This is a genomic window from Flavobacterium sp. Root186, assembly GCF_001428525.1.
Taxonomy (GTDB): Bacteria; Bacteroidota; Bacteroidia; order Flavobacteriales; family Flavobacteriaceae; genus Flavobacterium.
The window spans coordinates 68,081-90,975 of record NZ_LMHW01000011.1; the positions used below are offsets into that span (position 1 = coordinate 68,081).

The 22,895-nt window shown below is 35.3% G+C and carries 13 protein-coding genes; 11 read left to right on the plus strand and 2 right to left on the minus strand.

Going from position 1 to position 22,895, the window contains the following annotated elements:
* Window positions 1–43: 43 nt before the first annotated feature.
* Both ASD98_RS09430 and ASD98_RS09435 read right to left on the minus strand, forming a co-directional pair.
* The gene (locus ASD98_RS09430; RefSeq protein WP_056203426.1) at window positions 44–757 is read right to left on the minus strand and encodes a LytTR family DNA-binding domain-containing protein; all 714 of its coding nucleotides are present in this window, start codon (window positions 755–757) and stop codon (window positions 44–46) included.
* A gap of 68 nt (window positions 758–825) precedes the next feature.
* Window positions 826–1,884 (minus strand): sensor histidine kinase, encoded by a 1,059-nt coding sequence (locus tag ASD98_RS09435; protein WP_056203429.1) that lies wholly within the window; start codon window positions 1,882–1,884, stop codon window positions 826–828.
* A 121-nt stretch (window positions 1,885–2,005) separates the two neighbouring features.
* On the opposite strand from ASD98_RS09435, the gene ASD98_RS09440 reads away from it, so the two are divergent.
* The 11 genes from ASD98_RS09440 (at window position 2,006) to ASD98_RS09490 (ending at window position 22,830) form a co-directional block, all read left to right on the plus strand.
* Window positions 2,006–4,249 (plus strand): GH92 family glycosyl hydrolase, encoded by a 2,244-nt coding sequence (locus ASD98_RS09440; protein ID WP_056203432.1) that lies wholly within the window; start codon window positions 2,006–2,008, stop codon window positions 4,247–4,249.
* A 44-nt stretch (window positions 4,250–4,293) separates the two neighbouring features.
* The gene (locus ASD98_RS09445) at window positions 4,294–6,171 is read left to right on the plus strand and encodes a sodium:solute symporter family protein (RefSeq protein WP_056203435.1); all 1,878 of its coding nucleotides are present in this window, start codon (window positions 4,294–4,296) and stop codon (window positions 6,169–6,171) included.
* 65 nt (window positions 6,172–6,236) lie between these two features.
* On the plus strand, window positions 6,237–7,202 hold the full coding sequence (locus ASD98_RS09450; RefSeq protein WP_056203439.1) for a glycoside hydrolase family 130 protein: 966 nt from the start codon (window positions 6,237–6,239) through the stop codon (window positions 7,200–7,202).
* A gap of 7 nt (window positions 7,203–7,209) precedes the next feature.
* Complete coding sequence (locus tag ASD98_RS09455; protein ID WP_056203441.1) at window positions 7,210–8,280, plus strand: carbohydrate-binding family 9-like protein; 1,071 nt, start codon at window positions 7,210–7,212, stop codon at window positions 8,278–8,280.
* A 14-nt stretch (window positions 8,281–8,294) separates the two neighbouring features.
* Window positions 8,295–9,371 (plus strand): putative glycoside hydrolase, encoded by a 1,077-nt coding sequence (locus ASD98_RS09460; RefSeq protein WP_056203444.1) that lies wholly within the window; start codon window positions 8,295–8,297, stop codon window positions 9,369–9,371.
* Window positions 9,372–9,391: 20 nt separating this feature from the next.
* Window positions 9,392–10,417 carry an isoaspartyl peptidase/L-asparaginase family protein gene (locus ASD98_RS09465; protein WP_128414811.1) on the plus strand — a complete coding sequence of 342 codons (1,026 nt, stop codon included), beginning with the start codon at window positions 9,392–9,394 and terminating at the stop codon, window positions 10,415–10,417.
* A gap of 262 nt (window positions 10,418–10,679) precedes the next feature.
* Window positions 10,680–13,817 carry a glycoside hydrolase family 2 TIM barrel-domain containing protein gene (locus ASD98_RS09470; RefSeq protein WP_056204368.1) on the plus strand — a complete coding sequence of 1,046 codons (3,138 nt, stop codon included), beginning with the start codon at window positions 10,680–10,682 and terminating at the stop codon, window positions 13,815–13,817.
* Between the two features lie 5 nt (window positions 13,818–13,822).
* Window positions 13,823–16,144: a family 20 glycosylhydrolase gene (locus ASD98_RS09475; protein ID WP_056203448.1), complete on the plus strand. Its 2,322-nt coding sequence runs from the start codon at window positions 13,823–13,825 to the stop codon at window positions 16,142–16,144.
* A 274-nt stretch (window positions 16,145–16,418) separates the two neighbouring features.
* Entirely contained in the window at window positions 16,419–17,903 is a 1,485-nt protein-coding gene (locus ASD98_RS09480; protein WP_056203451.1) for an alpha-L-fucosidase, read from the plus strand.
* A 4-nt stretch (window positions 17,904–17,907) separates the two neighbouring features.
* On the plus strand, window positions 17,908–20,157 hold the full coding sequence (locus tag ASD98_RS09485) for a GH92 family glycosyl hydrolase (protein WP_082577826.1): 2,250 nt from the start codon (window positions 17,908–17,910) through the stop codon (window positions 20,155–20,157).
* Between the two features lie 12 nt (window positions 20,158–20,169).
* Complete coding sequence (locus ASD98_RS09490) at window positions 20,170–22,830, plus strand: glycoside hydrolase family 3 N-terminal domain-containing protein (protein WP_056203454.1); 2,661 nt, start codon at window positions 20,170–20,172, stop codon at window positions 22,828–22,830.
* Window positions 22,831–22,895 lie beyond the last annotated feature (65 nt).

The following is a 22,895-nucleotide window of genomic DNA, read 5'->3' on the forward strand; positions in this document are numbered from 1 at the left end:
TTTAATTTAACCGCATAAATCTTAGCGCTCTTTGCGTTAAATACTATATAGAAGAATTCAAAATTCTCTGTTTCACATGATCGATATACGATCGTCCAATGACATATCTAAGTCCTTCAATTTCAATGCTGTTTCCTTCAACGGCGTCTATTTTATCAATTGCAATTGTATATGATCTATGAATTCTTAAAAAGTTTTTTTCCGGTAATAAATCCGTAAAGTCAGATAATGTGCTGTGAATAATATATTTTCCCGTTAAGGTATTTATTTTTAGATAATCTTTTAAGCTTTCAATAACCAGAATTTCGTTGAAGAAAATTTTCTTCATTCTTTTTTTGTCAATTTTAACGAAAATAAAAGGGCTGTCTGTGCTGTTTTCTTGTGGAGAATTGGTTTTATTTTCTAGCCTTTTGCTGATTTTATTCAGCGTTTTCATTAATCTTGGAAATTCAATTGGTTTTACCAGATAATCTAAAACATCCAGTTCGTAAGTTTCAATTGCAAACTGGCTGTAAGCACTTGTAATTACCAGTAAAGGTGGATTTTCAAGACTTTTTATAAAATTAATTCCGTCTAAAACTGGCATATTTATGTCAAGAAAAATAACATCAACTCTATTATTTTTCAGAAAATTTAAGCCCTCAATCGGATTGCTGAAAGTATCTATTACCTCAAAATTTTCAACTGGCTCTAAATAGTTTTTTATAACATTGATTGCCAATGGCTCATCGTCAATAATCAAACATTTTATTTTCATTTCTATAATCTTATGTTATTTGAGCGAAATAATTTAGCAGGTAAACTTATATACGAGGAAAAGTGGTGTTAGGTTACTTTAATCACCAACTTCACGACAAAAATATTCTTTTTATTTTTAAAAGAAAGCTTATAGTCACTTTTATTATAACCTAATTCCAGTCTTTTTTTAACATTTTCGATACCTATACCACTTGACTTGTTAAAATTATCCTGATGCTGTGTAATTTCTGGCGTTGGGTTTGAAATCGTAAAATGCAGAAAATCTCCTTTTACTTTAAAGTCAATATTAATTCTAACTTTTCCTGTGTTTTTATTTACACCGTGTTTGAACGCATTTTCAACAAAAGTCAATAAAATTACCGGAGAAATCTCTTTGTCGTGAATCTCTCCCGAAACTTCCATGTTAACTTCCAGGCGTTCGTCGTTTCTGATTCTTTCTAAATCCAGATAATTCTGAATGCATAAAATTTCGTTTTCTAAACTTTGCTTTTTTCCACTTGTATCATAAAGCATATAACGCATTAATTCTGAAAGTTTTAAAACAATCTTCGGAGTTTTATTCGATTTTTCTACAGATAAAGAATAGATATTATTTAAAGTGTTGAAGAAAAAATGCGGAGAGATCTGAGATTTCAGAAAAAGCAATTCGGTTTCCAACTGCGATTTCTCCAAATCAGTTACTCTTTTTTGTTCTTTTAAAAAGTCTAAAGTGATTTTGATTGCTGTAACAAAAGTGATTACATACAATTCTCCCATCATCATATCAATGGTATAATTAAGTGTCAGTTTATCAATTGTCTGCGGACCTTCCGGCCATACATTATGTGTGATTAACAGATATGTAAGATTAAATTTTACCAATACCATAGCAAAAATGGCAGATAAAACGGCAAGTATATAAAGCACATACTTTTTTCGGTACACCAGATACGGCATAAAAACCAGAATATTCAAATAACATAATGTCATGTGAATTGGGAAACCCAGTAAATTGGTTTTTAGTGAATACAAATAGTCATTAAAATAGCTTCCCCATCTAAAAGTATTAAATAAGAAATAAGTCAGCCAAAAAACCACATGATAATACAAAGGTACGCGGTATAATTTGTTAGAATTGAAATTCATAATATGAGTATGTTTTGTGACTTTTTTTGATGTTTATCTAAGTTTATGTGTTGTCCGTCTAAATAAGTTTTAATAAAAAGTCGGTTTGTTTAAATTTAAAGTTAAATTAAGGTTGTTTTATATGAAGAAATTTCTCGTGCCTGCTTTATTTGCAATTCTGGCTACAAGTTGTAAAATAAATGTAAACAAAAATAATAATCAAGAAAATATTTTTGTAAACCATGTTGATCCTTTTATTGGAACAGGTGGACACGGCCATACATATCCGGGTGCAACCGTTCCTTTTGGTATGCTGCAAGTAAGTCCGGATAACGGAATCTCAAGCTGGGACTGGTGTTCAGGCTATCATTATTCAGATTCTATCGTTTCTGGTTTTAGTCATTTGCATTTAAGCGGAACAGGAATTGGCGATTTGGCCGACATTTTATTTATGCCGACAAACAAAAAAGTCGATTTAACATTAAAAACAACTTCACGCGATCAATTACCTTATAAATCATTTTACAGTCATGTTAACGAAAAAGCAACACCGGGCTCTTACCAAGTTTTTCTTAAGGATCCTAAAATCAATGTAGAATTAACTTCTTCACAAAGAACAGCTTATCATAAGTATACTTTTGCAAAAAACGACAAACAATCTGTAGTTGTCGATTTAGGATTTGCCATAAATTGGGATAAAGCTTTAAAAACGGGAATTACAATTGAAGACGAATATACTATAAGCGGCTACAGATATAGTAAAGGCTGGGCAGTAAATCAAAAAGTATTTTTTGTGGCTAAGTTTTCAAAACCTATCACAGAATCAGTTTTAACAGCTGATAAACAAATTGTTACTGCTAAAAAAGCAGATGGAGAAAATACATCAGTACAATTATTTTTTGATCCGAAAAACTCTGATGAATTATTTGTAAAAGTGGCGCTGTCATCTGTAAGTGTGGCTAATGCCAAAGATAATTTAGACGGAGAAAAAGAAACCTTTGACAATACAAAATCCGAAGCATCTTCGATTTGGAATAAAGCATTAAGCAAAATTAAAGTCGAAACACCAGTAGATTCGTTAAAAACGATTTTTTATACTGCGATGTATCACGCACAAGTTGCCCCTGTAACCTATAGTGATAAAAACGGTCAATTTAGAAAAGAGGATGATCAAATTGTTACAGCAAAAGATTATACTGCATATTCGACCTTATCACTATGGGATACTTTTAGAGCCGAAAATCCTTTATTGACATTATTGGCGTCAGACAAAACTTCAGACATTGTAAACTCAATGTTAGCGTATTACGATACCAAAAAAATATTACCGGTTTGGACTTTATACGCTAATGAAACTAATACCATGACAGGGTATCATTCAATTCCGGTAATTGTCGATGCTTACTTAAAAGGTATAAAAGGTTTTGATGCCGAAAAAGCATTCGAAGCCATGAAAACCACCATGATGCAGGACGAACGTGGTTTAAACTTCTACAAAAAATACGGTTATATTCCGTATAATTTATTAGACGAATCGGTTACCATTACGCTGGAATATGCTTACGACGATTGGTGTGTAGCGCAAATGGCGAAAGCTTTAGGTAAAAATGCTGATTATGAATTTTTCTTAAAACGTTCTCAGGCATACCAATATTTATTTGATCCGAAAACAGGATTCATGAGAGGAAAATCTGAAGACGGAAAATCCTGGAACGAACCTTTCGACCCGAAACATTCTAACCACAGAGAACACACCGATTATACAGAAGGAAATGCCTGGCAGCACAGTTGGTTTGTACCGCAAAATGTTGATAATTTAATTTCGATTCACGGCGGCAATGAAACCTTTACCAAACGTTTAGAACAGTTGTTTACCGAAAGTTCAGAAATTACAGGAAATAATGTTTCGGCAGATATTTCAGGATTAATAGGACAATATGCGCACGGAAACGAGCCAAGTCACCACATTGCCTATATGTTTAATCACGCAGGTCAGCCTTGGAGAACGCAATATTGGGTTCGTCATATTTTAGATACACAATACAATACAACTCCAAACGGATTAAGCGGCAACGAAGACTGCGGACAAATGTCGGCTTGGTATGTTTTTAGTTCAATGGGATTATATCCAATGAATCCGGCTTCGGGAGAATATGAAATTGGAAGCCCGATTTTCGAAAAAGCAACCATCAATCTTGAAAAAGGTAAAACGTTTGTGATTGAAGCAGAGAATGTTTCAGACAAAAACTTTTACATCCAGTCGGCTACTTTAAATGGAGTTGAATTCAATCAAACAGCAATCACACATCAACAGATTTTAAAAGGCGGGGTTTTACATTTTGTAATGGGACCTCAGCCAAATAAAAACTGGGGAACAAAAAAATAAACAAAAACAAAAAAACGTAACTAACCTACTAACAAATAAAATTAATGGATATTATTGACGTATCGATAATCGTAGCTTACATTCTGCTCTCAGTGAGTATCGGAATTTGGATTTCAAGAAAAGCAAAAAAGGGATTAGATGACTATTTTCTTGGCGGAAAAACAATCAAATGGTACTTTTTAGGTCTAAGTAACGGATCTGGAATGTTTGATGTTTCAGGAACTTCCTGGATGATTGGGGTACTTTTTCTATACGGTGTAAAAAGTTTCATGTTCATGTGGCTTTGGCCCATCTGGAATCAGATTTTCGTAATGATGTTTCTCGCAGTCTGGATTAGAAGATCAAAAGTAATGACAGGTTCTGAGTGGATTTTAACCCGTTTTGGAAGCGACAGAGCCGGAAAAGCATCGCATATTATTGTGGCTATTTTTGCCATTATTTCTACAATTGGTTTTATAGCTTATTTCTTTGAAGGAATCGGAAAATTTGTAACCATTATTCTTCCGTGGGATTTAACGCTTCATTATGGCGATTTAATTCTATTGACTTCAGAGCGTTCTTATGCGTTAATCATTATCTTTTTAACTACCATTTATACTGTTAAAGGCGGAATGTTTTCTGTAGTAGCAACTGAGGTTGTACAATATTTAATCATGATTGTAGCCGGAGTTTTAATTGCCGGATATGCTTTTGTTAATTATACTGATATTCAGATTAATTCGGTTATTACCGAAGAATGGAAAAATGTTTTCTTCGGATGGCAGTTTGAAACCCAATGGAGTGATAAATTTCAAACTTTCAATAATTTAATTGATTCTGAAGGATATAAAATGTTTGGTGCTTTCATCGGAATGACCTTGTTCAAAGGATTTTTTGCAAGTGTGGCCGGGCCAACGCCAAGTTACGATTTACAGCGTGTTCTTTCAACTAAATCAGTGAAGGAAGCAGCTTATATGAGCGGTTTCACCAACTTAATTTTATTCATTCCGAGATATTTATTAATTACCGGAATCGTGGTAATTGCGTTGGTAAATTTAGCGCCGGAATTAAATGCAAATACAGGTTTAACCGGAGCAGATTTAGAATTATTAATGCCAAAAGTGGTCAATTTATATATTCCGGTTGGAATTAAAGGAATTCTTTTGGCTGGCTTATTAGCTGCATTTATGTCGGGATTCTCAGCATTTGTAAATGCAGGGCCTGCATATATAGTAAATGATATTTATAAAAAATACTTTAAGCCAGTTGCTACAAACGCACATTATATTAAAGTAAGTCAGATTTCTTCTTTTCTTGTAGTTGGTTTAGGGGTTTTCATGGGATTCTTTGCAGATTCAATTAATTCCTTAACGCTTTGGATTACAAGTGCTTTATACGGAGGTTACGTCGCAGCAAATTTCCTAAAATGGATTTGGTGGCGTTTTAACGGCTGGGGTTATTTCTGGGGAATGTTCGCCGGATTAATTGTAGCTTCTTTGCAATTTGCTTTAGGTCAGGCCAAAGGAAGTTTAACCGAAGGATCATTTTTATACGATTTAGCACAAGTACAAGCCATTTACTTGTTCCCAATAATATTTGGTTTCTCCATTTTAGGCTGCGTTTTAGGAACATTCTTAAGCAAACCAACCGATATGGAAGTTTTAAAATCGTTTTATGCAAACGTAAGACCTTGGGGCTTCTGGGGGCCGGTTTATAAAGTATTAAAAGCGGAAGACTTTACTTTCGAAAAAAATAATGATTTCTGGAGAGATATGATGAATTGTGCCATCGGAATTGTATGGCAGTCCAGTATGATTTTGCTTCCGATTTTCTTTATTATCAGAGATTATCCAAAAGCAATTACGGCTTTGATTGTGTTTTTAGTAACGACTACGATATTAAAATTCACATGGTTAGATAAGGTTAGAAAAATAGAAGATTAAATAATTAGATAATTTGGCAATTAGATAATTATAAGTAAAAACAATAAACAAAAAAAATAAAAAAAATGAGCAGTATTCCTTGGCAAGACAGACCCGAAAACAGTAATGATGTAATGTGGAGATATTCTGAAAATCCAATTATCGACAGATATGCAATACCGTCATCAAACAGTATTTTTAATAGTGCTGTGGTTCCTTTTGGAGATGGTTATGCGGGAGTTTTCAGATGTGATAATAAAGCGGTTCAAATGAATATTTTTGCCGGCTTTAGTAAAAATGGAATCGATTGGGACATCAACCACGAACCAATCGTAATGCAGTCTGGTAATACAGATATGATTGAATCTGCTTATAAATACGATCCACGTGTAGTTTTTATTGAAGACCGTTACTGGATTACCTGGTGTAATGGTTACAATGGACCAACAATTGGAATTGGATATACTTTTGATTTTAAAGAGTTTTTTCAATGCGAAAATGCCTTTTTACCATTCAACAGAAACGGCGTTTTATTCCCTCAAAAAATAAACGGAAAATACGCCATGTTAAGCCGTCCAAGTGATAACGGACATACACCATTCGGAGATATCTGGATCAGCTACAGCCCGGACATGAAATATTGGGGAGAACATAGATTAGTAATGAAACCAAGCCCTTTTGAACAAAGCGCATGGCAGTGTACAAAAGTAGGAGCGGGGCCAATTCCTATCTTGACAAATGAAGGCTGGCTGATGATCTATCACGGTGTTATCAATACCTGCAACGGTTTCCGTTATGCAATGGGATCGGCACTTTTAGATGTTGATTCGCCAGACAAAGTAAAATACAGAACGCAGCCTTATTTATTAGGGCCTGCAGAAATTTATGAAATGGTAGGAGATGTACCAAATGTTGTTTTCCCATGTGCCGCTTTACACGATACAGAAGAAGATAAATTAGCCGTGTATTACGGTGCAGCAGATACCGCTGTAGCCATTGCATTTGGTAAATTAAGTGAAGTAATTCAGTTTACAAAAGATAACAGTTTATAGAAAAAGCATGCGTTTAAAATTTCAATGGTTAACAGTTGTTTTAGTTTCTTTTTCGGTTGTGGGTTTTTCGCAAGCGAAGAAAAATACCATTATTCCTAAAACATACGTCGCGGCAAAAACGACAAGTCCAGTTACTATAGACGGAAACGAATCAGACGCTGCATGGAGTAAAGCAGATTGGACAGCTCTTTTTGAGGATATAGAAAATGGCATTAAACCCAAATATGCAACAAAAGTTAAAATGCTCTGGGATGAAACCAATTTTTATATTTTAGCAAAGATTGACGAGCCGCACGTTTGGGCAAATTTAAAACAGCGTGACACTATTATTTTTTACAACAATGATTTCGAAGTTTTTATAGATCCCGACAGCGACACTTTTAACTATTACGAATTAGAAATAAACGCCTTGAACACTGCTTGGGATCTATTTTTATCAAAACCTTATAGAGAAAATGATCTCGTAGTTTTAAACGACTGGAATATTCCGGGTTTAAAATCAGCAGTTAAAGTTCATGGAACGCTCAATAATCCATCCGATATTGATCAGGGCTGGGTTTTAGAAATGGCGATTCCGTGGGCATCTTACAAAACATCTTATTTTGATCAAAATGTGCCAGTAGATAAATTCTGGAGAGTTAATTTCTCAAGAGTAAATTGGCAGCATTCAATTGTTGACGGCAAATACGAACGTAAAAAAGACGCTGACGGAAAGTTTCTTCCAGAGTACAATTGGGTTTGGTCGCCAATGGGTGTGATCAATATGCATGAACCTGAAAAATGGGGCTATGTTTATTTTTCTTCAAAAGAAGTAAAAGATACCTTTACAATTCCGCAGGATGAAAAAGTAAAATGGGAACTTTACAATTTATACAGAGCTCAAAAAGAATATTTTCAAAAGAATAAAGTTTGGGCAAAATCGCTGGCAAATCTAACAAAAGAAACCATCAGTGTTGATAATAAAATTTTAAAACCTATCTTAGAAAATCATTCCAGCGGATATAATATTTCAATAAAAAGCCCTTTTTCGAATCAAACATTTGTTATAAAAGAGGACGGAAAAATAATAGCAAAATAAACCACAAAGCCACTATGAAACTACCAAAACTATTACTTTTTTTACTGGCATTCAGCATTTTTTCTTGTGCCAAAAAAGAAGAAACCACATTTAAATTTGGAGTCTGGACAACCGCAGATGCCAAAAAATCAGACGCAGATTACACCAAAGAATTCAAAAAATACAAAGACGGAGGTATCGATGAAGTATTAATCAATACGACAACAGACCCAAAACTTTTAAAAAGATTAGTACCTCTTGCTACGAAAGAAGGCCTAAAAGTTCACGCCTGGATTATGGCCATGAACAGACCCGGAGATTCTGTTGCGTTACAGCACCCAGAATGGTATCAGGTAAGCAAAGAAGGAAAATCTTGTTTCGATAACCGTCCGTATGTGGATTATTACCAATGGTTATGTCCAACCAGAAAAGAATCCAGAGAACACGTTTTACATTTAGTTGAAGAACTGGCAAAAGTTGAAGGAATCGAAAGTGTTCACTTAGATTATATTCGTTTCCCGGATATCTTTTTACCAATTAGTTTACTTCCAAAATACAACTTGGTTCAGGATGTAGAATTACCGCAATTTGATTTTTGCTATTGTGAGGAATGTGTAAAAGCATTCGAAAAAATCCACCATAAAAATCCAAAAGAAAGTCACAATACTTCTATCGATATGGAGTGGAAAAACTTCCGTTTAAATGCAATAAAAGCCGTTGTTGATGATGCCTATAAAATTGCACACAAACACAACAAACAATTAACTGCAGCTGTATTTCCTTATCCTGAAATGGCAGACCACATGGTACGCCAGCGTTGGGACAAATGGAATATTGACGAAGTATACCCAATGATTTACCATAGTTTTTACAATGAAGAAATTGACTGGGTTGGTTATGCTACCAAACAAGGTGCTGCTGATTTAGAAGATAAGAAAACGAAGATCAATACAGGAATTTATATTCCGGGATTGAAAAATGATAAAGAGCTAAAACAAGCTATTTTAGAAGCAAAAGAAAATGGAGCGGTTGGTGTTTCATTTTTCGACGGAAATGCATTGTCTGCAAGTAATTTGAAGACAATCAAAGAAACAAAAGCAAGTTTAAAATAATATTTTCTAAAAGTAAAAGCATGTCAAATAGAAGAGACTTTATCAAAAAAGCAGCTTTAGGCGCAGCAGCCGTGAGTTCTGTAGGCTTTAGTGGATTTGCAAAAGAGAAAGAAAATGAAAAGGAAGGCACATTAGAATTTCCTTCAAAAAAAGTAAAAAAACCAGTTGTTATTTCAACCTGGAATCACGGTTTACCTGCCAATCAGGAAACCTGGAAACAATTAAAAGCAGGAAAATCAGCTTTAGATGCCATTGAAGCCGGAATGAAAATTCCCGAAGCAGATCCTAATGTTCGCAGTGTTGGTTACGGAGGATATCCGGATCGCGAAGGAAAAGTAACCCTTGATGCCTGTATTATGGATCACAACAGCAATTGCGGTTCAGTTTGTTTTTTACAAGGCATTATGCATCCAATTTCTGTAGCAAAAAGAGTATTACAAAATACACCGCACGTAATGCTGGCCGGACAAGGCGCATTGCAGTTTGCTTTATCAGAAGGATTTAAAGAAGAAAATTTACTAACTCCGGAATCTGAAAAAGACTGGAAAAAATGGCTGGAAGATTCAAAGTACAAACCAGTTATTAATATAGAAAATCACGATACCATAAGCATGCTAATGTTAGATCAAGATGGCAATCTTTCGGGAGGGTGTACCACCAGTGGTGCTGCCTGGAAGATGCATGGCCGCGTCGGTGACTCCCCAATAATCGGCGCGGGTCTTTTTCTGGATAACGAAGTAGGAGCTGCAGCTGCAACCGGTTTGGGCGAAGCTGTAATTAGGACAGCCGGAAGTGCCATGGTTGTCGAATTAATGCGTCAGGGAAAATCGCCTTATGATGCCTGTAAAGAAATCACAGAACGTATTTACAATAAACACAAAAACCACAAAGACATGGAATATCTGCAAGTTGGTTTTATTGCCTTAAATAAAAACGGCGAACATGCTGGATACAGTTTGAGATCTGGTTTTAATTATGCCGTTTCTGATGATGAAAAAGGACACAGAATGGAAGATGCAAAATTTAAAATGGCTTGGGATAAATAATTACGCAATTTTGTCATTGAATTTTGACAAAGTTTGACCACAATCTTGTCATTTCGAGGAACGAGAAATCTTCGCAAGTAGCTCTACAAAGATTGACAAGCTGCTAGGAAGAGTTTCTTACGAAGATTTCCCCTCCGTTGAAATGATAAAAATTGAGAAAAACTCAATTACGAATAAATTTTAAACACATAGATACATAGATTTTTCTCTCACAATCTATCCCGATAGCTATCGGGGCTATGTGTTCAAACAAAAACAAAGAATGAAAACAACAATATCCATATTAACCTTATTACTTACAGTATTATCAGTTAACGCTCAGGAAAAAGTTCCGTTTTGGCAGAATGAAAAAATCAATGAAGATAATAGAGAGCCAATGCATGCTGCCTATTATGTTTTTGAAAATGAAGCATTAGCTGCTAAAAACGAATGGAGACAATCTAAAAATTATCTGGACATTAACGGAGCCTGGAAATTTAAATATGTTGATAATCCGGCTGCACTTCCAAAAGATTTTGAGAAAACCAATTTTAACGATAACTCTTGGGATAATTTTAAAATTCCGGCAAGCTGGGATGTAAATGGTTATGGATATCCGGTTTACGTAAATACAACTTACGATTTTGATTATTTAATGGCGCCAAATCCGCCGTTTGTACCAACAAAATACAATCCTACAGGAGTTTACAGAAGAGAAATCAACATTGATAAATCCTGGGAAGGAAAAGATATTTTTCTTCATATTGGAACAGCAAAATCAAACTTAACGGTTTGGGTAAATGGCGTTTATGTAGGTTATGGTGAAGACGGAAAATTGCCTTCTGAATTCAAATTAAATAAATACGTAAAAACGGGCAAAAACACTATCGTTTTGCAGGTTATGAAATGGAATGACGGTTCGTATTTAGAGTGTCAGGACATGTGGAGAATGAGTGGAATTACTCGTGATTCTTATCTGGTTGCCCGAAATAAAGCCCATTTAAATGACTTCGAAATTATTTCGGATTTAGATGCAAATTACGTAAACGGAAGTTTAAAAATTACAACTCAATTCTCTGATTTAGATAAAAAAGACAGCTATACTTTAGACGTTCAGTTAAAAGATGGTGACAAGATTGTAACCTCAAAAGTTATTTCCGCTTTAAGCGAGAAACAAACATTTGATTTTGCAGTAGAAAATCCGAAGAAATGGAGTGCAGAAATTCCGAATTTATATCAGGTACGTTTTATTTTAAAAGATAAAAAAGGAACTGTAATTGAAGTTATTAATCAGAATGTTGGTTTCAGAAAAGTAGAAATTAAAGGCGGACAGCTTTTAGTAAACGGAAAAGCAATTTATATAAAAGGAGTAAACCGTCATGAAGTTGATCCGGTAACGGGACAAACCATTTCAAGAGAAAGAATGGAAGAAGATATTAAATTAATGAAACAATTTAATATCAATGCGGTGAGAATGTCACATTATCCTAACGATGAATATTTCTACGAATTATGCGATAAATACGGAATTTATGTGGTCGATGAAGCGAACATAGAATCGCACGGAATGGGTTACGATATTACCAAAACTCTAGGCAATAAACCAGACTGGGAATTAGCGCACATTCAGCGTATGCAGCGTATGATCGAAAGAGATAAAAATCATACTTCAGTCATTATCTGGAGTATGGGTAACGAAGCCGGAAACGGTTACAACTTTTACAGAGGTTATTTATGGATTAAAAACCGCGATAAATCAAGACCAATTCAGTATGAAAGAGCAACTGCCGGAGCTTGGGACGGAAAAGATTTAAAATTCGAATGGGACTCTGATATAATCGATCCAATGTACAGTTCTCCAAACAAAATGGAAGAATATATTCTGGCGAATCCAAATCCATCAAGACCTTACATTCAGTGCGAATATGCGCATGCAATGGGGAATTCGATGGGGAATTTTAAAGATTATTGGGATGTGATTCGTAAATATCCAAACTTTCAGGGAGGGTTTATCTGGGATATGATCGATCAGTCGGTTTATAAAAAACTGGACAACGGAACTACGATTTTAGCTTATGGAGGAGATTTTGGACCAAAAGATGTAAAAAGTGATAATAACTTTGTGAATAACGGCGTATTTACGGTAGACAGAAAACCAAATCCGCATGCGCTTGAAGTACGAAATGTGTATCAAAACATTCTAACTTCCTGGGAAAATAAGGAAACGGCTACAATAAAAGTTTACAATGAATTTTCATTTAAAGATTTAAGCAACGTAACTTTGCATTGGACCTTAATTTTAGACGGAGTGAAAGAAACGACAGGCGTTATCGATTATTTAGCAATCGATCCAACACAATCAAAAACCTATACTTTGCCAATTAAATTAGGCGATAAAAAATTTCAGGAAGCTTTTATAAACATAAGCTACCAGTTAAAACAGGAAGAACCATTTTTACCAAAAGGTTTCGAAATTGCTACAGAACAATTGGCGTATAAAGGAACCTGGAAAAACGATATTAAAATTGATGGAACATCAAAAATCACGGTGGAGAAAAAAGCCAATGCGACAGTATTTAAAAGTGATAAAACTGAAGTTACTTTCGACAAAAAAACAGGATTTATCAGCGGTTATTCCTTCAATAATCAGCCCATTATAAAAGACGGATATCAATTGCGTCCCAATCTTTGGAGAGCACCAAACGACAATGATTTTGGAGCTAATTTTCAGATAAACTTAAAGGCTTGGAAAGATGCGACAGAAAATCCAACATTGGTAAACTGGACATTCTCTCCAACAAAAGACAATAAAATTTTAGTAAAAGCGACTTATAGTTTGCCTCAGGTTTCTTCAACTTTAGAATTGAATTATGAATTAAACGGAAACGGAGAATTAGTCGTAAAAGAAGTTTTAAATATTGATAAAAACAAAGAACAGCCTATTTTGCCAAGATTTGGAATGGAAGTAATTGTTCCTAGAGATTTTAGCAATATGACCTATTACGGAAGAGGCCCGCACGAAAATTACATCGACAGAAACTACAGTTCAAAAGTGGGATTGTATACGCAAACCGTTTCAGAACAATATTATCCATACATCCGTCCGCAGGAAACGGGAAACAAAACCGATATACGTTTCTTAGAATTGTCAGGAGATAAACTAAAATTAACCGTAACATCAGATGAATTATTGGCCGTAACTGCTTTACATTTCTTAAATGAAGATTTAGATGACGGATTAAAAAAAGACCAAAGACATGCCGCTGAATTGAAAGAAAGAGATTTAACCAGTTTAAAAATTGATTATAAACAAATGGGAGTCGGTGGAATTGACAGCTGGCAGGCCTGGCCAATGGAAAAATATCTTTTGAGAGGAAAAAATTATCAGTATCAATTTAAAATAACACCATCTTTAAAATAATAATTATGAGATCATTAAAACCCTTATTTGTCTTAATCTTCTTAACTGTTTTAAGTTTGAGTTACAGCCAGAAAAAAGTTTTTACTGCAAAAGACATTCAAATTATCCCGAAACCAAATCAATTATTGATTCAATCAGGAAGTTTTGAGTTTTCTAAAAATACAGTTTTTGTTGCCAATACTGATTTTCAAAAAGATATTTCAAACGCTTTAATCAATAAATTTGAAACTGCAGCAGGCTGGCGCCCGGTTTTGGGAGTAAAGGCACCGCAGAGTAATTTCGTTCAGTTCAAAATAGATCCAAATTTTCATAAAGAAGCATATAAAGTTGAAGTAATCAACAATACAATCACAATAACGGCAAAAGGAAATGCCGGTTTTATTTACGGATTAGAAACCATCAGGCAATTGCTTCCAACGGCTATTGAAAGCAGTTATGCAATTTCATCTGCAAAATGGCAGATCCCGAATGTTACGATTACAGACGAACCACGTTTTCAATGGAGAGGTTTAATGCTGGATTTATCACGTCATTTCTTCGATAAAAATTATATTCTGGCTACCATCGATCGTTTGGCCATGCACAAAATGAATGTTTTGCATTTGCATTTAGTTGATGATCAGGGCTGGAGAATTGAAATAAAAAAATATCCTAAACTAACCGAAGTTGGAGCTTGGAGAGTAAATCAGGAAAATGTAGCATGGAATGCCAGATTAGCCACAAATCCTGATGAAAAAGGAACTTACGGAGGATTTTTTACACAGGAAGAATTAAAAGAAATTGTAAAATATGCCGCAAGCAAAAACATCGAAGTAATTCCGGAAATCGAAATGCCGGCGCACGTAAGTTCTGCAATTGCAGCATATCCGGAACTGGCTTGTTTTGATCAGCGTATTGGCGTACCGTCTGGCGGAGTCTGGCCTATTACTGATATTTATTGTGCAGGAAAAGAATCTACGTTTGAGTTTCTTCAAAATGTATTAGATGAAGTGATGGCAATTTTTCCATCAAAATATATTCATATTGGAGGCGACGAAGCGACAAAAACCAATTGGGATAAGTGTCCGAACTGCCAAAAAAGAATGAAAGATTTAGGCCTAAAAAATTCAACGGAACTGCAAAGTTATTTTGTAAAACGTATTGAAAAATACATCAATTCAAAAGGTAAAAAAGTTATTGGCTGGGATGAAATTGTAGAAGGAGGTCTAGCTCCGGAAGCAACGGTGATGAGCTGGAGAGGAACAAAAGGAGGCATTGAAGCTGCAGATCAAGGTCATGATGTCATTATGACTCCGGAATCTCCTTGTTATTTTAATTTTTATCAAGGTCCTCAAAATGAAGAACCATTGGCTTTTGATGCTTATAATCCTTTAAATAAAGTGTACGAATTTGATCCGGTTGTACCAACCATGTCGCCTGTTGAAGCGAATCATGTTTTAGGCGGACAGGCCAATTTATGGGCAGAATATCTTTCAGGACCAAAGGATTCAGAATACATGATTTTTCCGAGACTGGCAGCAATGGCTGAGGTTTTATGGAGTTCGAAAGAAAGCCGTAACTGGAGTGATTTTACAACACGATTAAAACCATTATTAAACCGCTACGATTATCTGGGAATCAATTATGCAAAAAGTGCTTATTTGGTAACTGCTTCTTCAACAGCAAATCTAGCTAATAAACAAGTTAGTGTGTCTCTGCAGAATGAATTTCCAAATCCGGATATTCGATATGTTTTAGGCGATGGAAATATTGATCATCATGCCTCAAAATATATGATTCCGCTTGATTTTAAGCAAACTACAATCTTAAAAGCATCGCTGTTTCAGGACGATAAACCAATAGGGAAAGTATTTACAGATACCATTATTTTTCATAAAGCTTTTGCAAAAAAAGTAAAATACTTAACGCCTTATAATGATAATTATAAAGGTGATGCTAATACTATGGTCAATACAATTCGAGGAAGCAAAAATTTTCACGACGGACAATGGCAGGCATGGCTTGTCAACGATATGGAATTGGTAATTGATTTTGAAAAACAAGAAAGTGTTGAGCAGGTAATCGTAGGAACTTTAGAAAGTCAGGGAGCTGGCGTTAATTTTCCTGTAAAGCTGAAAGTTTTGGTTTCTAATGACGGAATTAAATACCAGGAAGTGGGTAAAATTTCACGCCCATATGCTCCAAATGTGACTTCGGAATTGAAAGATTTCAAAATCAATTTTGGAAAAGTCAATACACGATTTGTAAAAGTAATTGCTTATAACCTTAAGAAAAGCCCGAAAGGGGAAAGTTCTTGGTTATTTGTGGATGAGATTTTAGTGAATTAAAACTTAGCACGTTTCGAACTTTGTCAAAGTTTTAAACTTTGACAAAGTTGAGATTACGCATAATTTTTAAACACATAGAAACATAGGTTTATTTTTTGAATGAATAAAAAAAGGGTATAAAAAGAAACTAGTTTCTCACACATAGCTTCAATGTTTGTTAATGCAAGTGAAACGCCTTTTTTTATAAACTATGGGAGCTATGTATCTATGTGTTGAAATGTGAATTTCACAATTAAACAAAGAACAAAAACAAAAAACTATAAATAGAATAAAGATGAAAAAAGGAATATTCATAATCGCGTTATTATTTTCCGTTCAAATGTTTTCGCAGGCCATTTATGAAGATGAGCGTTATGTACCGGAAACGGATCCATTAGTGTTGAAAAATTTAGAAACTTGGCAAGGCAAAAAGTTTGGATTATTAATGCACTGGGGAACATACAGCCAATGGGGAATTGTAGAATCATGGTCAATATGCCCGGAAGATTATGGATGGTGTGAACGTAAAAAAGGAAGTAATCCTGCCAATTATAATCAATATGTAAAAGATTATGAAGGCTTGAAAAAGACTTTTAATCCAACCAAATTTGATCCTGTAAAATGGGCAAAAGCAGCAAAAGCAGCGGGAATGAAATACATGGTTTTTACCACCAAACACCATGACGGATTTAATATGTACGACACTAAATATTCTGATTATAAAGTAACAGATAAGGATTGTCCTTTCAGTACAAATCCAAAAGCAGATGTTTTAAAAGAGGTTTTCAATGCTTTTAGAGCAGAAAATATTTCAACCGGAGCGTATTTCTCTAAACCAGACTGGCACAACGAAAATTACTGGGATCCTTATTTTCCCCCTTTCGACAGAAACGTAAATTACGATCCGTCATTATATCCGGAAAAATGGCAGAAATATGTTGATTTTACACACAATCAAATTTTAGAAATCCTTACGAATTATGGTAAAGTAGATATTTTATGGCTTGATGGAGGATGGGTTAGAAAAAGAGATCAGCAAAACTTAAAAGAAAACTACGACGAGAAATTTGCAGAAAACGAATCTAAAAACGGATTCATCAAACACAGAGTTGTAGATCAGGATCCAAAAATGGACGAATTGGTGATGAAAGCGCGCCAGAAACAACCAGGATTAATCGTGGTTGACAGAGCGGTTCATGGAAAAAACCAAAACTATTTAACGCCTGAAGGTCGTGTTCCGGCAAAAACATTACCTTATCCTTGGGAATCTTGTATTACGTCTGGCGGCGGATGGTCGTATACTCCAGATGCAAAATACATGACGGGAAGACAAGGAATTCACATGTTGGTTGACATTGTTGCAAAAGGCGGAAACTTATTATTGAATGTGGCACCAAGTCCGGAAGGAGAATGGCAGCAAGGTGCTTATGATTTATTGCAGGCTTATGCAGACTGGATGAAAGTAAATAGTATTGCAATTTACGATACGAAACCAATCGAGCCTTTTAAAGAAGATAATATTTGCTTTACACAAAATAAAGCCGGAAATGTATTTGCTTTTTATTTAGCAAAAGAGGGAGAAGATAAAATTCCTGCAAGCATTACAGTTAAATCTATCAGCCCTAAAAAAGGAACAAAAATTACAATGTTAGGTTCTAAAATTGCTCTTAAATGGACAAAAGAAGGAAATGGATTTAAAGTGGTGATTCCGGAAAGCCTTAGAAATAATTTACCTGCAAAAGAAGCATGGACTTTAAAAATAGAAGCTATTAACAGATAAGAATATGTTTTCAATATCAAAAAAAATACTATCAAAAACAGCATGCAGCTTTTGCATGCTGTTTTTTAGCATCACGAGTTTTGCGCAACAACCGGCAGATTATGTGAATCCGTTTATTGGGACTTCCAACTTTGGAGCTGCTTTTCCGGGACCGATTGCGCCACGCGGAATGGCAAGTATAAGTCCGTTTAATGTTGCGGGCGTAAAAAATACTCCAATGGAAAAAGACAGTCAGTGGCTTTCGAATCCTTATGTAAACGAAAACACTTTTTTAACGGGATTCAGTCAGGTTAATTTAAGTGGTGTGGGTTGTCCGGAATTAGGCGTTATTTTATTGATGCCAACAACCGGAAATCTGGAAATCGATCATTTAAAATACGGATCGACATATTCTAATGAAGTGGCAAAAGCCGGATATTACAGCGTTGATCTTAAGAAATATAAAGTTAAAGGAGAATTTACAGCTTCAAAACGAGTTGGAGTAAGCAGATTCTCTTTCCCGAAAGGGCAGTCCAACATTTTAATAAATCTTGGTTTAGGATTAACGAATGAAGAAGGCTCGATGATTAAAGTCGTTTCTTCGACAGAAATTGAAGGAATGCGTTCCGTTGGTTCGTTTTGTTATAATAGTCCTGAAGATGCTTATCCGGTTTATTTTGTGGCTAAGTTTTCTAAACCTGCTGAAAAATTCGGCGTTTGGAAAAAACCTTCCAAATACAACGGTGTTGAAGCGCAATGGATGGCAGGATATAATGGCAAGGCAAGAATAATGAAAAATACCATCAAAACAGTAGTTGGCGATAGTATTGGAAGTTATTTTACGTATAAATTCGATAAACAAGAAACGGTTGAAGTTAAAATTGGGATTTCGTATGTAAGTATCGAAAATGCCAGAGAAAATTTAGAAAAAGAAACCGGAGATAAATCGTTTGATGCCGTTTATAAAGACACTTACAAAGAATGGAACGACGAACTTTCGAAGATTTTAGTCGAAGGCGGTTCAGAAGATGATAAAACGATTTTCTATACGGCTTTGTACCATACGTTAATTCATCCGAATACTTTAAATGATGTAAACGGAGAATATCCGCAGATTAAAAGAAGCAAGATTGGTAAAACCGATGGCACTCGTTATACCGTATTTTCATTATGGGATACCTATCGAAACATGCATCCGTTAACCTCTTTAGTTTATCCTAAGCAGCAATCTGATATGATAAAAAGTATGTTGAAAATGTATGATGAAAACGGCTGGCTGCCAAAATGGGAATTAAACTCTACAGAAACATTTACAATGGTAGGAGATCCGGCAAGTATAGTTATAGTCGATGCCTGCTTAAAAGGGATTCAGGATTTTGACGTTTACAAAGCCTACTATGCAATGCTTAAAGGAGCAGACCAAATTGAAAATAATCCGCTGCGTCCGGGACTTAAAGAATATATAGAAAAAGGATATTTATCAACTAATTATCCCGGACCTGTTTCTACAACGCTGGAATATAATACTTCAGATTATGCTATTTCACTTTTAGCAAAAGCTTTGGGTGAAAAAGAAGATTATAAACGTTTTGCCAAACGTTCATTATCCTACCAAAAATTATTTGACAAAAATTTAAAATTACTGCGGCCAAGAATTGCTAACGGAAATTGGTACGAACCTTTTGATCCGGAAGCAGGATCTAATTTTCAGACGAATGTAGGTTTTATCGAAGGAAATGCGTGGCAATATGCTTTTATGGTTCCGCATGATATCAAGGGATTGATAAAATTAATGGGCGGTGATAAACCTTTCTCAGATCAATTGCAAAAAGTTTTTGATACCAAACAATTTGATATGGCAAACGAGCCGGATATTGCTTATCCCTATTTATTCAATTATATAAAAGGAGAAGAATGGAAGAGTCAGGAAATGGTTAAAAAACTGGTACAGGAATATTTCCAAAACAAACCAAAAGGATTACCTGGAAATGATGATACCGGAACAATGTCGGCATGGTTAGTATATTCCATGATGGGATTTTATCCAATATCTCCCGGCGACCCAATTTACACGATCACAACACCAATGTTTGATAAAGTAACGATCAAATTAGATTCAAGATATTATAAAAAAGAAAATATTGTTATTGAAAAAGAAATCAATACTGATGGAAAAATCAAAACAATAGAATTAAACGGAAAACCACTAAACAGTTATTTTATTTCACACGATGATTTTGTGAATGGAGGAACACTGAAAGTGATTCAAAATTAAACTCTCACAACTATGTTACAACTCAAAATCAAAAAAACAGCCATTATTTTTGTAATGGCTGTAGGTTTTTTTAACCAAACCTATGCCCAGAAAAAATACCCGTATCAAGATTCAAAACTACCGGTAGAAGATAGGGTAAAAGACTTGTTAAGCCGCATGTCTCTTGAAGAAAAAGTGCGTCAGATGGATATGTACAAAGGCGAATTTTTTAAGGAAAAAGAAGATTTCTCAAAAGTAAAATCAGATGCTAAAATTGGAAATCTGGGAATTGGGGCGATTCATGATATTTATCCGCGTTCGGCTAAAATGATTAATGATCTTCAAAGTGAGATAATTAAAAAAAATAAATGGGGAATTCCTGCCCTTATTATGTGCGAGATGCTTCACGGATATTTAGATGAAGGAAGTACGGCTTTCCCAATGAATATTGGTCTTGGAGCAACCTGGGACGTAAGTGTAATGGATAAAGTGGGAAAAGTAATTGCGATGGAAGCAAGAGCGCACGGAGTTCATTTTGGTTTAGGTCCAAATTTAGATTTGGGTCGTGAACCGCGCTGGGGACGTGTTGCCGAAACTTTTGGTGAAGATGCGTATTTAAATAGTGAAATTGGTTTAGCGATGATTAAAGGAATGCAGGGCGATGATTTAAAATCAGATCGTTCGATTATTGCAGAACCTAAACACTTTGCCGTTCACGGTATTCCGCAAGCGGGAGGAAATTCTTCTCCAATTTTGGTTGGAGAACGTTCGGCAAGAGAAGATCATTTGCCTTCATTTGAAAAAGCATTCAGAAAAGGCGGCGCATTGGGAACAATGTGTGCGTATTCTGAATTAGACGGAATTCCTTGTGCAGCCAATCATTGGTTATTGACTGATGTTTTAAGAAACGAATGGGGTTTTAAAGGAATTGTAGTTTCAGATTTAGGAGCTATAAAATATCTTCAGGTAACGCATTTTGTTACCAATTCTCCAAAAGAAAGTATCAGAGAAGCAATTGCAGCGGGAGTTGATATGCAGTTTTATGATTTTACAAATGAGTTTTGGCAAACCAGCATTATCGAATTGGTAAACGAAAAGAAGCTAACAATGGAGCAGATTGACCGTGCTGCCGGAGGAGTTTTACGTTTGAAATTCTTATTGGGGTTATTCGAAAATCCATACACAGATAAAAACTTAATTAAAGAGCGTTTTCATACCAAAGAAAATCAGAATGTCGCTTTAGAAGCGGCTCAAAAATCTATGGTTTTGTTAAAAAATGACAACAATATTTTGCCTTTAAGTAAAGGGATAAAAAATGTTGCTGTTATCGGACCAAATGCAAATGCTTCAAGACTTGGAGGTTATGCTCCAAAAAATAGTGTTGGAATGACAGTTTACGAAGGTATTCAGCAATTAGTTGGGAAAACTGCCAATGTTGTTTATGAAGAAGGTGTTCCTTTGATTGTAAAAGGACAAATTATTCCATCTAAATATTTATTTACTCCAGATGAAGCTCAAAACGGATTAAAAGGAGAATATTTCAATAACAGAAATGTGGAAGGAACTCCGGCATTGACTCGTATTGATAATCAATTAGAGTTTGACTGGCCTTGGTCTCCTGGGGATGGCGTTACCGATGATGATTTCTCCATTCGCTGGACAGGTTACATAAAATCAGATAAAGCATTTGACGGCTGGATAGGTTTAAGTTCGGATGACGGAATCAGAATGTGGATTGATGATCAATTGGTAATCGACAACTGGACAAAAGGTGCAACAAGCATGGTTACCACTCCAAAAAATATTGAAGCAGGAAAAAAATACAAAGTCCGCATTGAGATGTGGGAAGGCGGATGGGGAGCCAGAGCCCATTTACGTTGGAATTTAGAAAAAGTAAATTTACAACCGGCAATTGATGCTGCTAAAAAAGCCGATGTTGCAATTGTAGTTTTAGGAGAATCAAACGAATTAGTAGAAGAAAACAGAGATGTAGCTTCTTTAGACTTATTCGGAATGCAGCAGGAATTGATCGAAGAGATTCAAAAAACAGGAACTCCTGTGGTTTGTGTATTGTTAAACGGTCGTCCGCTTTCGACAAACTGGATTGCTGAAAATATTCCGGCAGTGGTAGAAGGCTGGTTTCCGGGAGAGCTAGGAGGAAGAGCCGTTGCTGATGTTTTATTCGGAGATTACAATCCGGGTGGAAGATTGCCTATTACAGTTCCAAAATCAGTTGGGCAGTTACCTATATATTACAACCAAAAGCGATCTGCGATTCATAGATATGTAGCAGAGAGCGAACATCCGTTATATACATTCGGTTACGGATTGAGTTATACAAAGTTTGAATATTCTAATTTGAAGATCAGCACAAAAGAAATTAAAGCTGACGGAGAATTAAAAGTTTCTGTTGATGTTAAAAACGTTGGAAGCAGAGACGGAGATGAAGTGGTGCAATTGTATATTAAAGATGTTTACAGCAGCACTACAACTCCTGAAAAGACCTTGAAAGGATTCAAAAGACTAAATATTAAGAAAGGTGAAACCAAAACGGTTGAATTTACACTTACACCAGATGAGTTATCTATTTGGAACAGAGAAATGAAGCGCGTTGTAGAGCCTGGAGATTTTGAAGTTATGGTTGGAGGAAATTCTACAGATTTGATCAAAACAAATTTCAAAGTTTTGAACTAATTCGCACGAATTGAATAATATGTTTAACGTTTAAGTCAATTAAAAAAGAATGTTGTTAAAAAAAG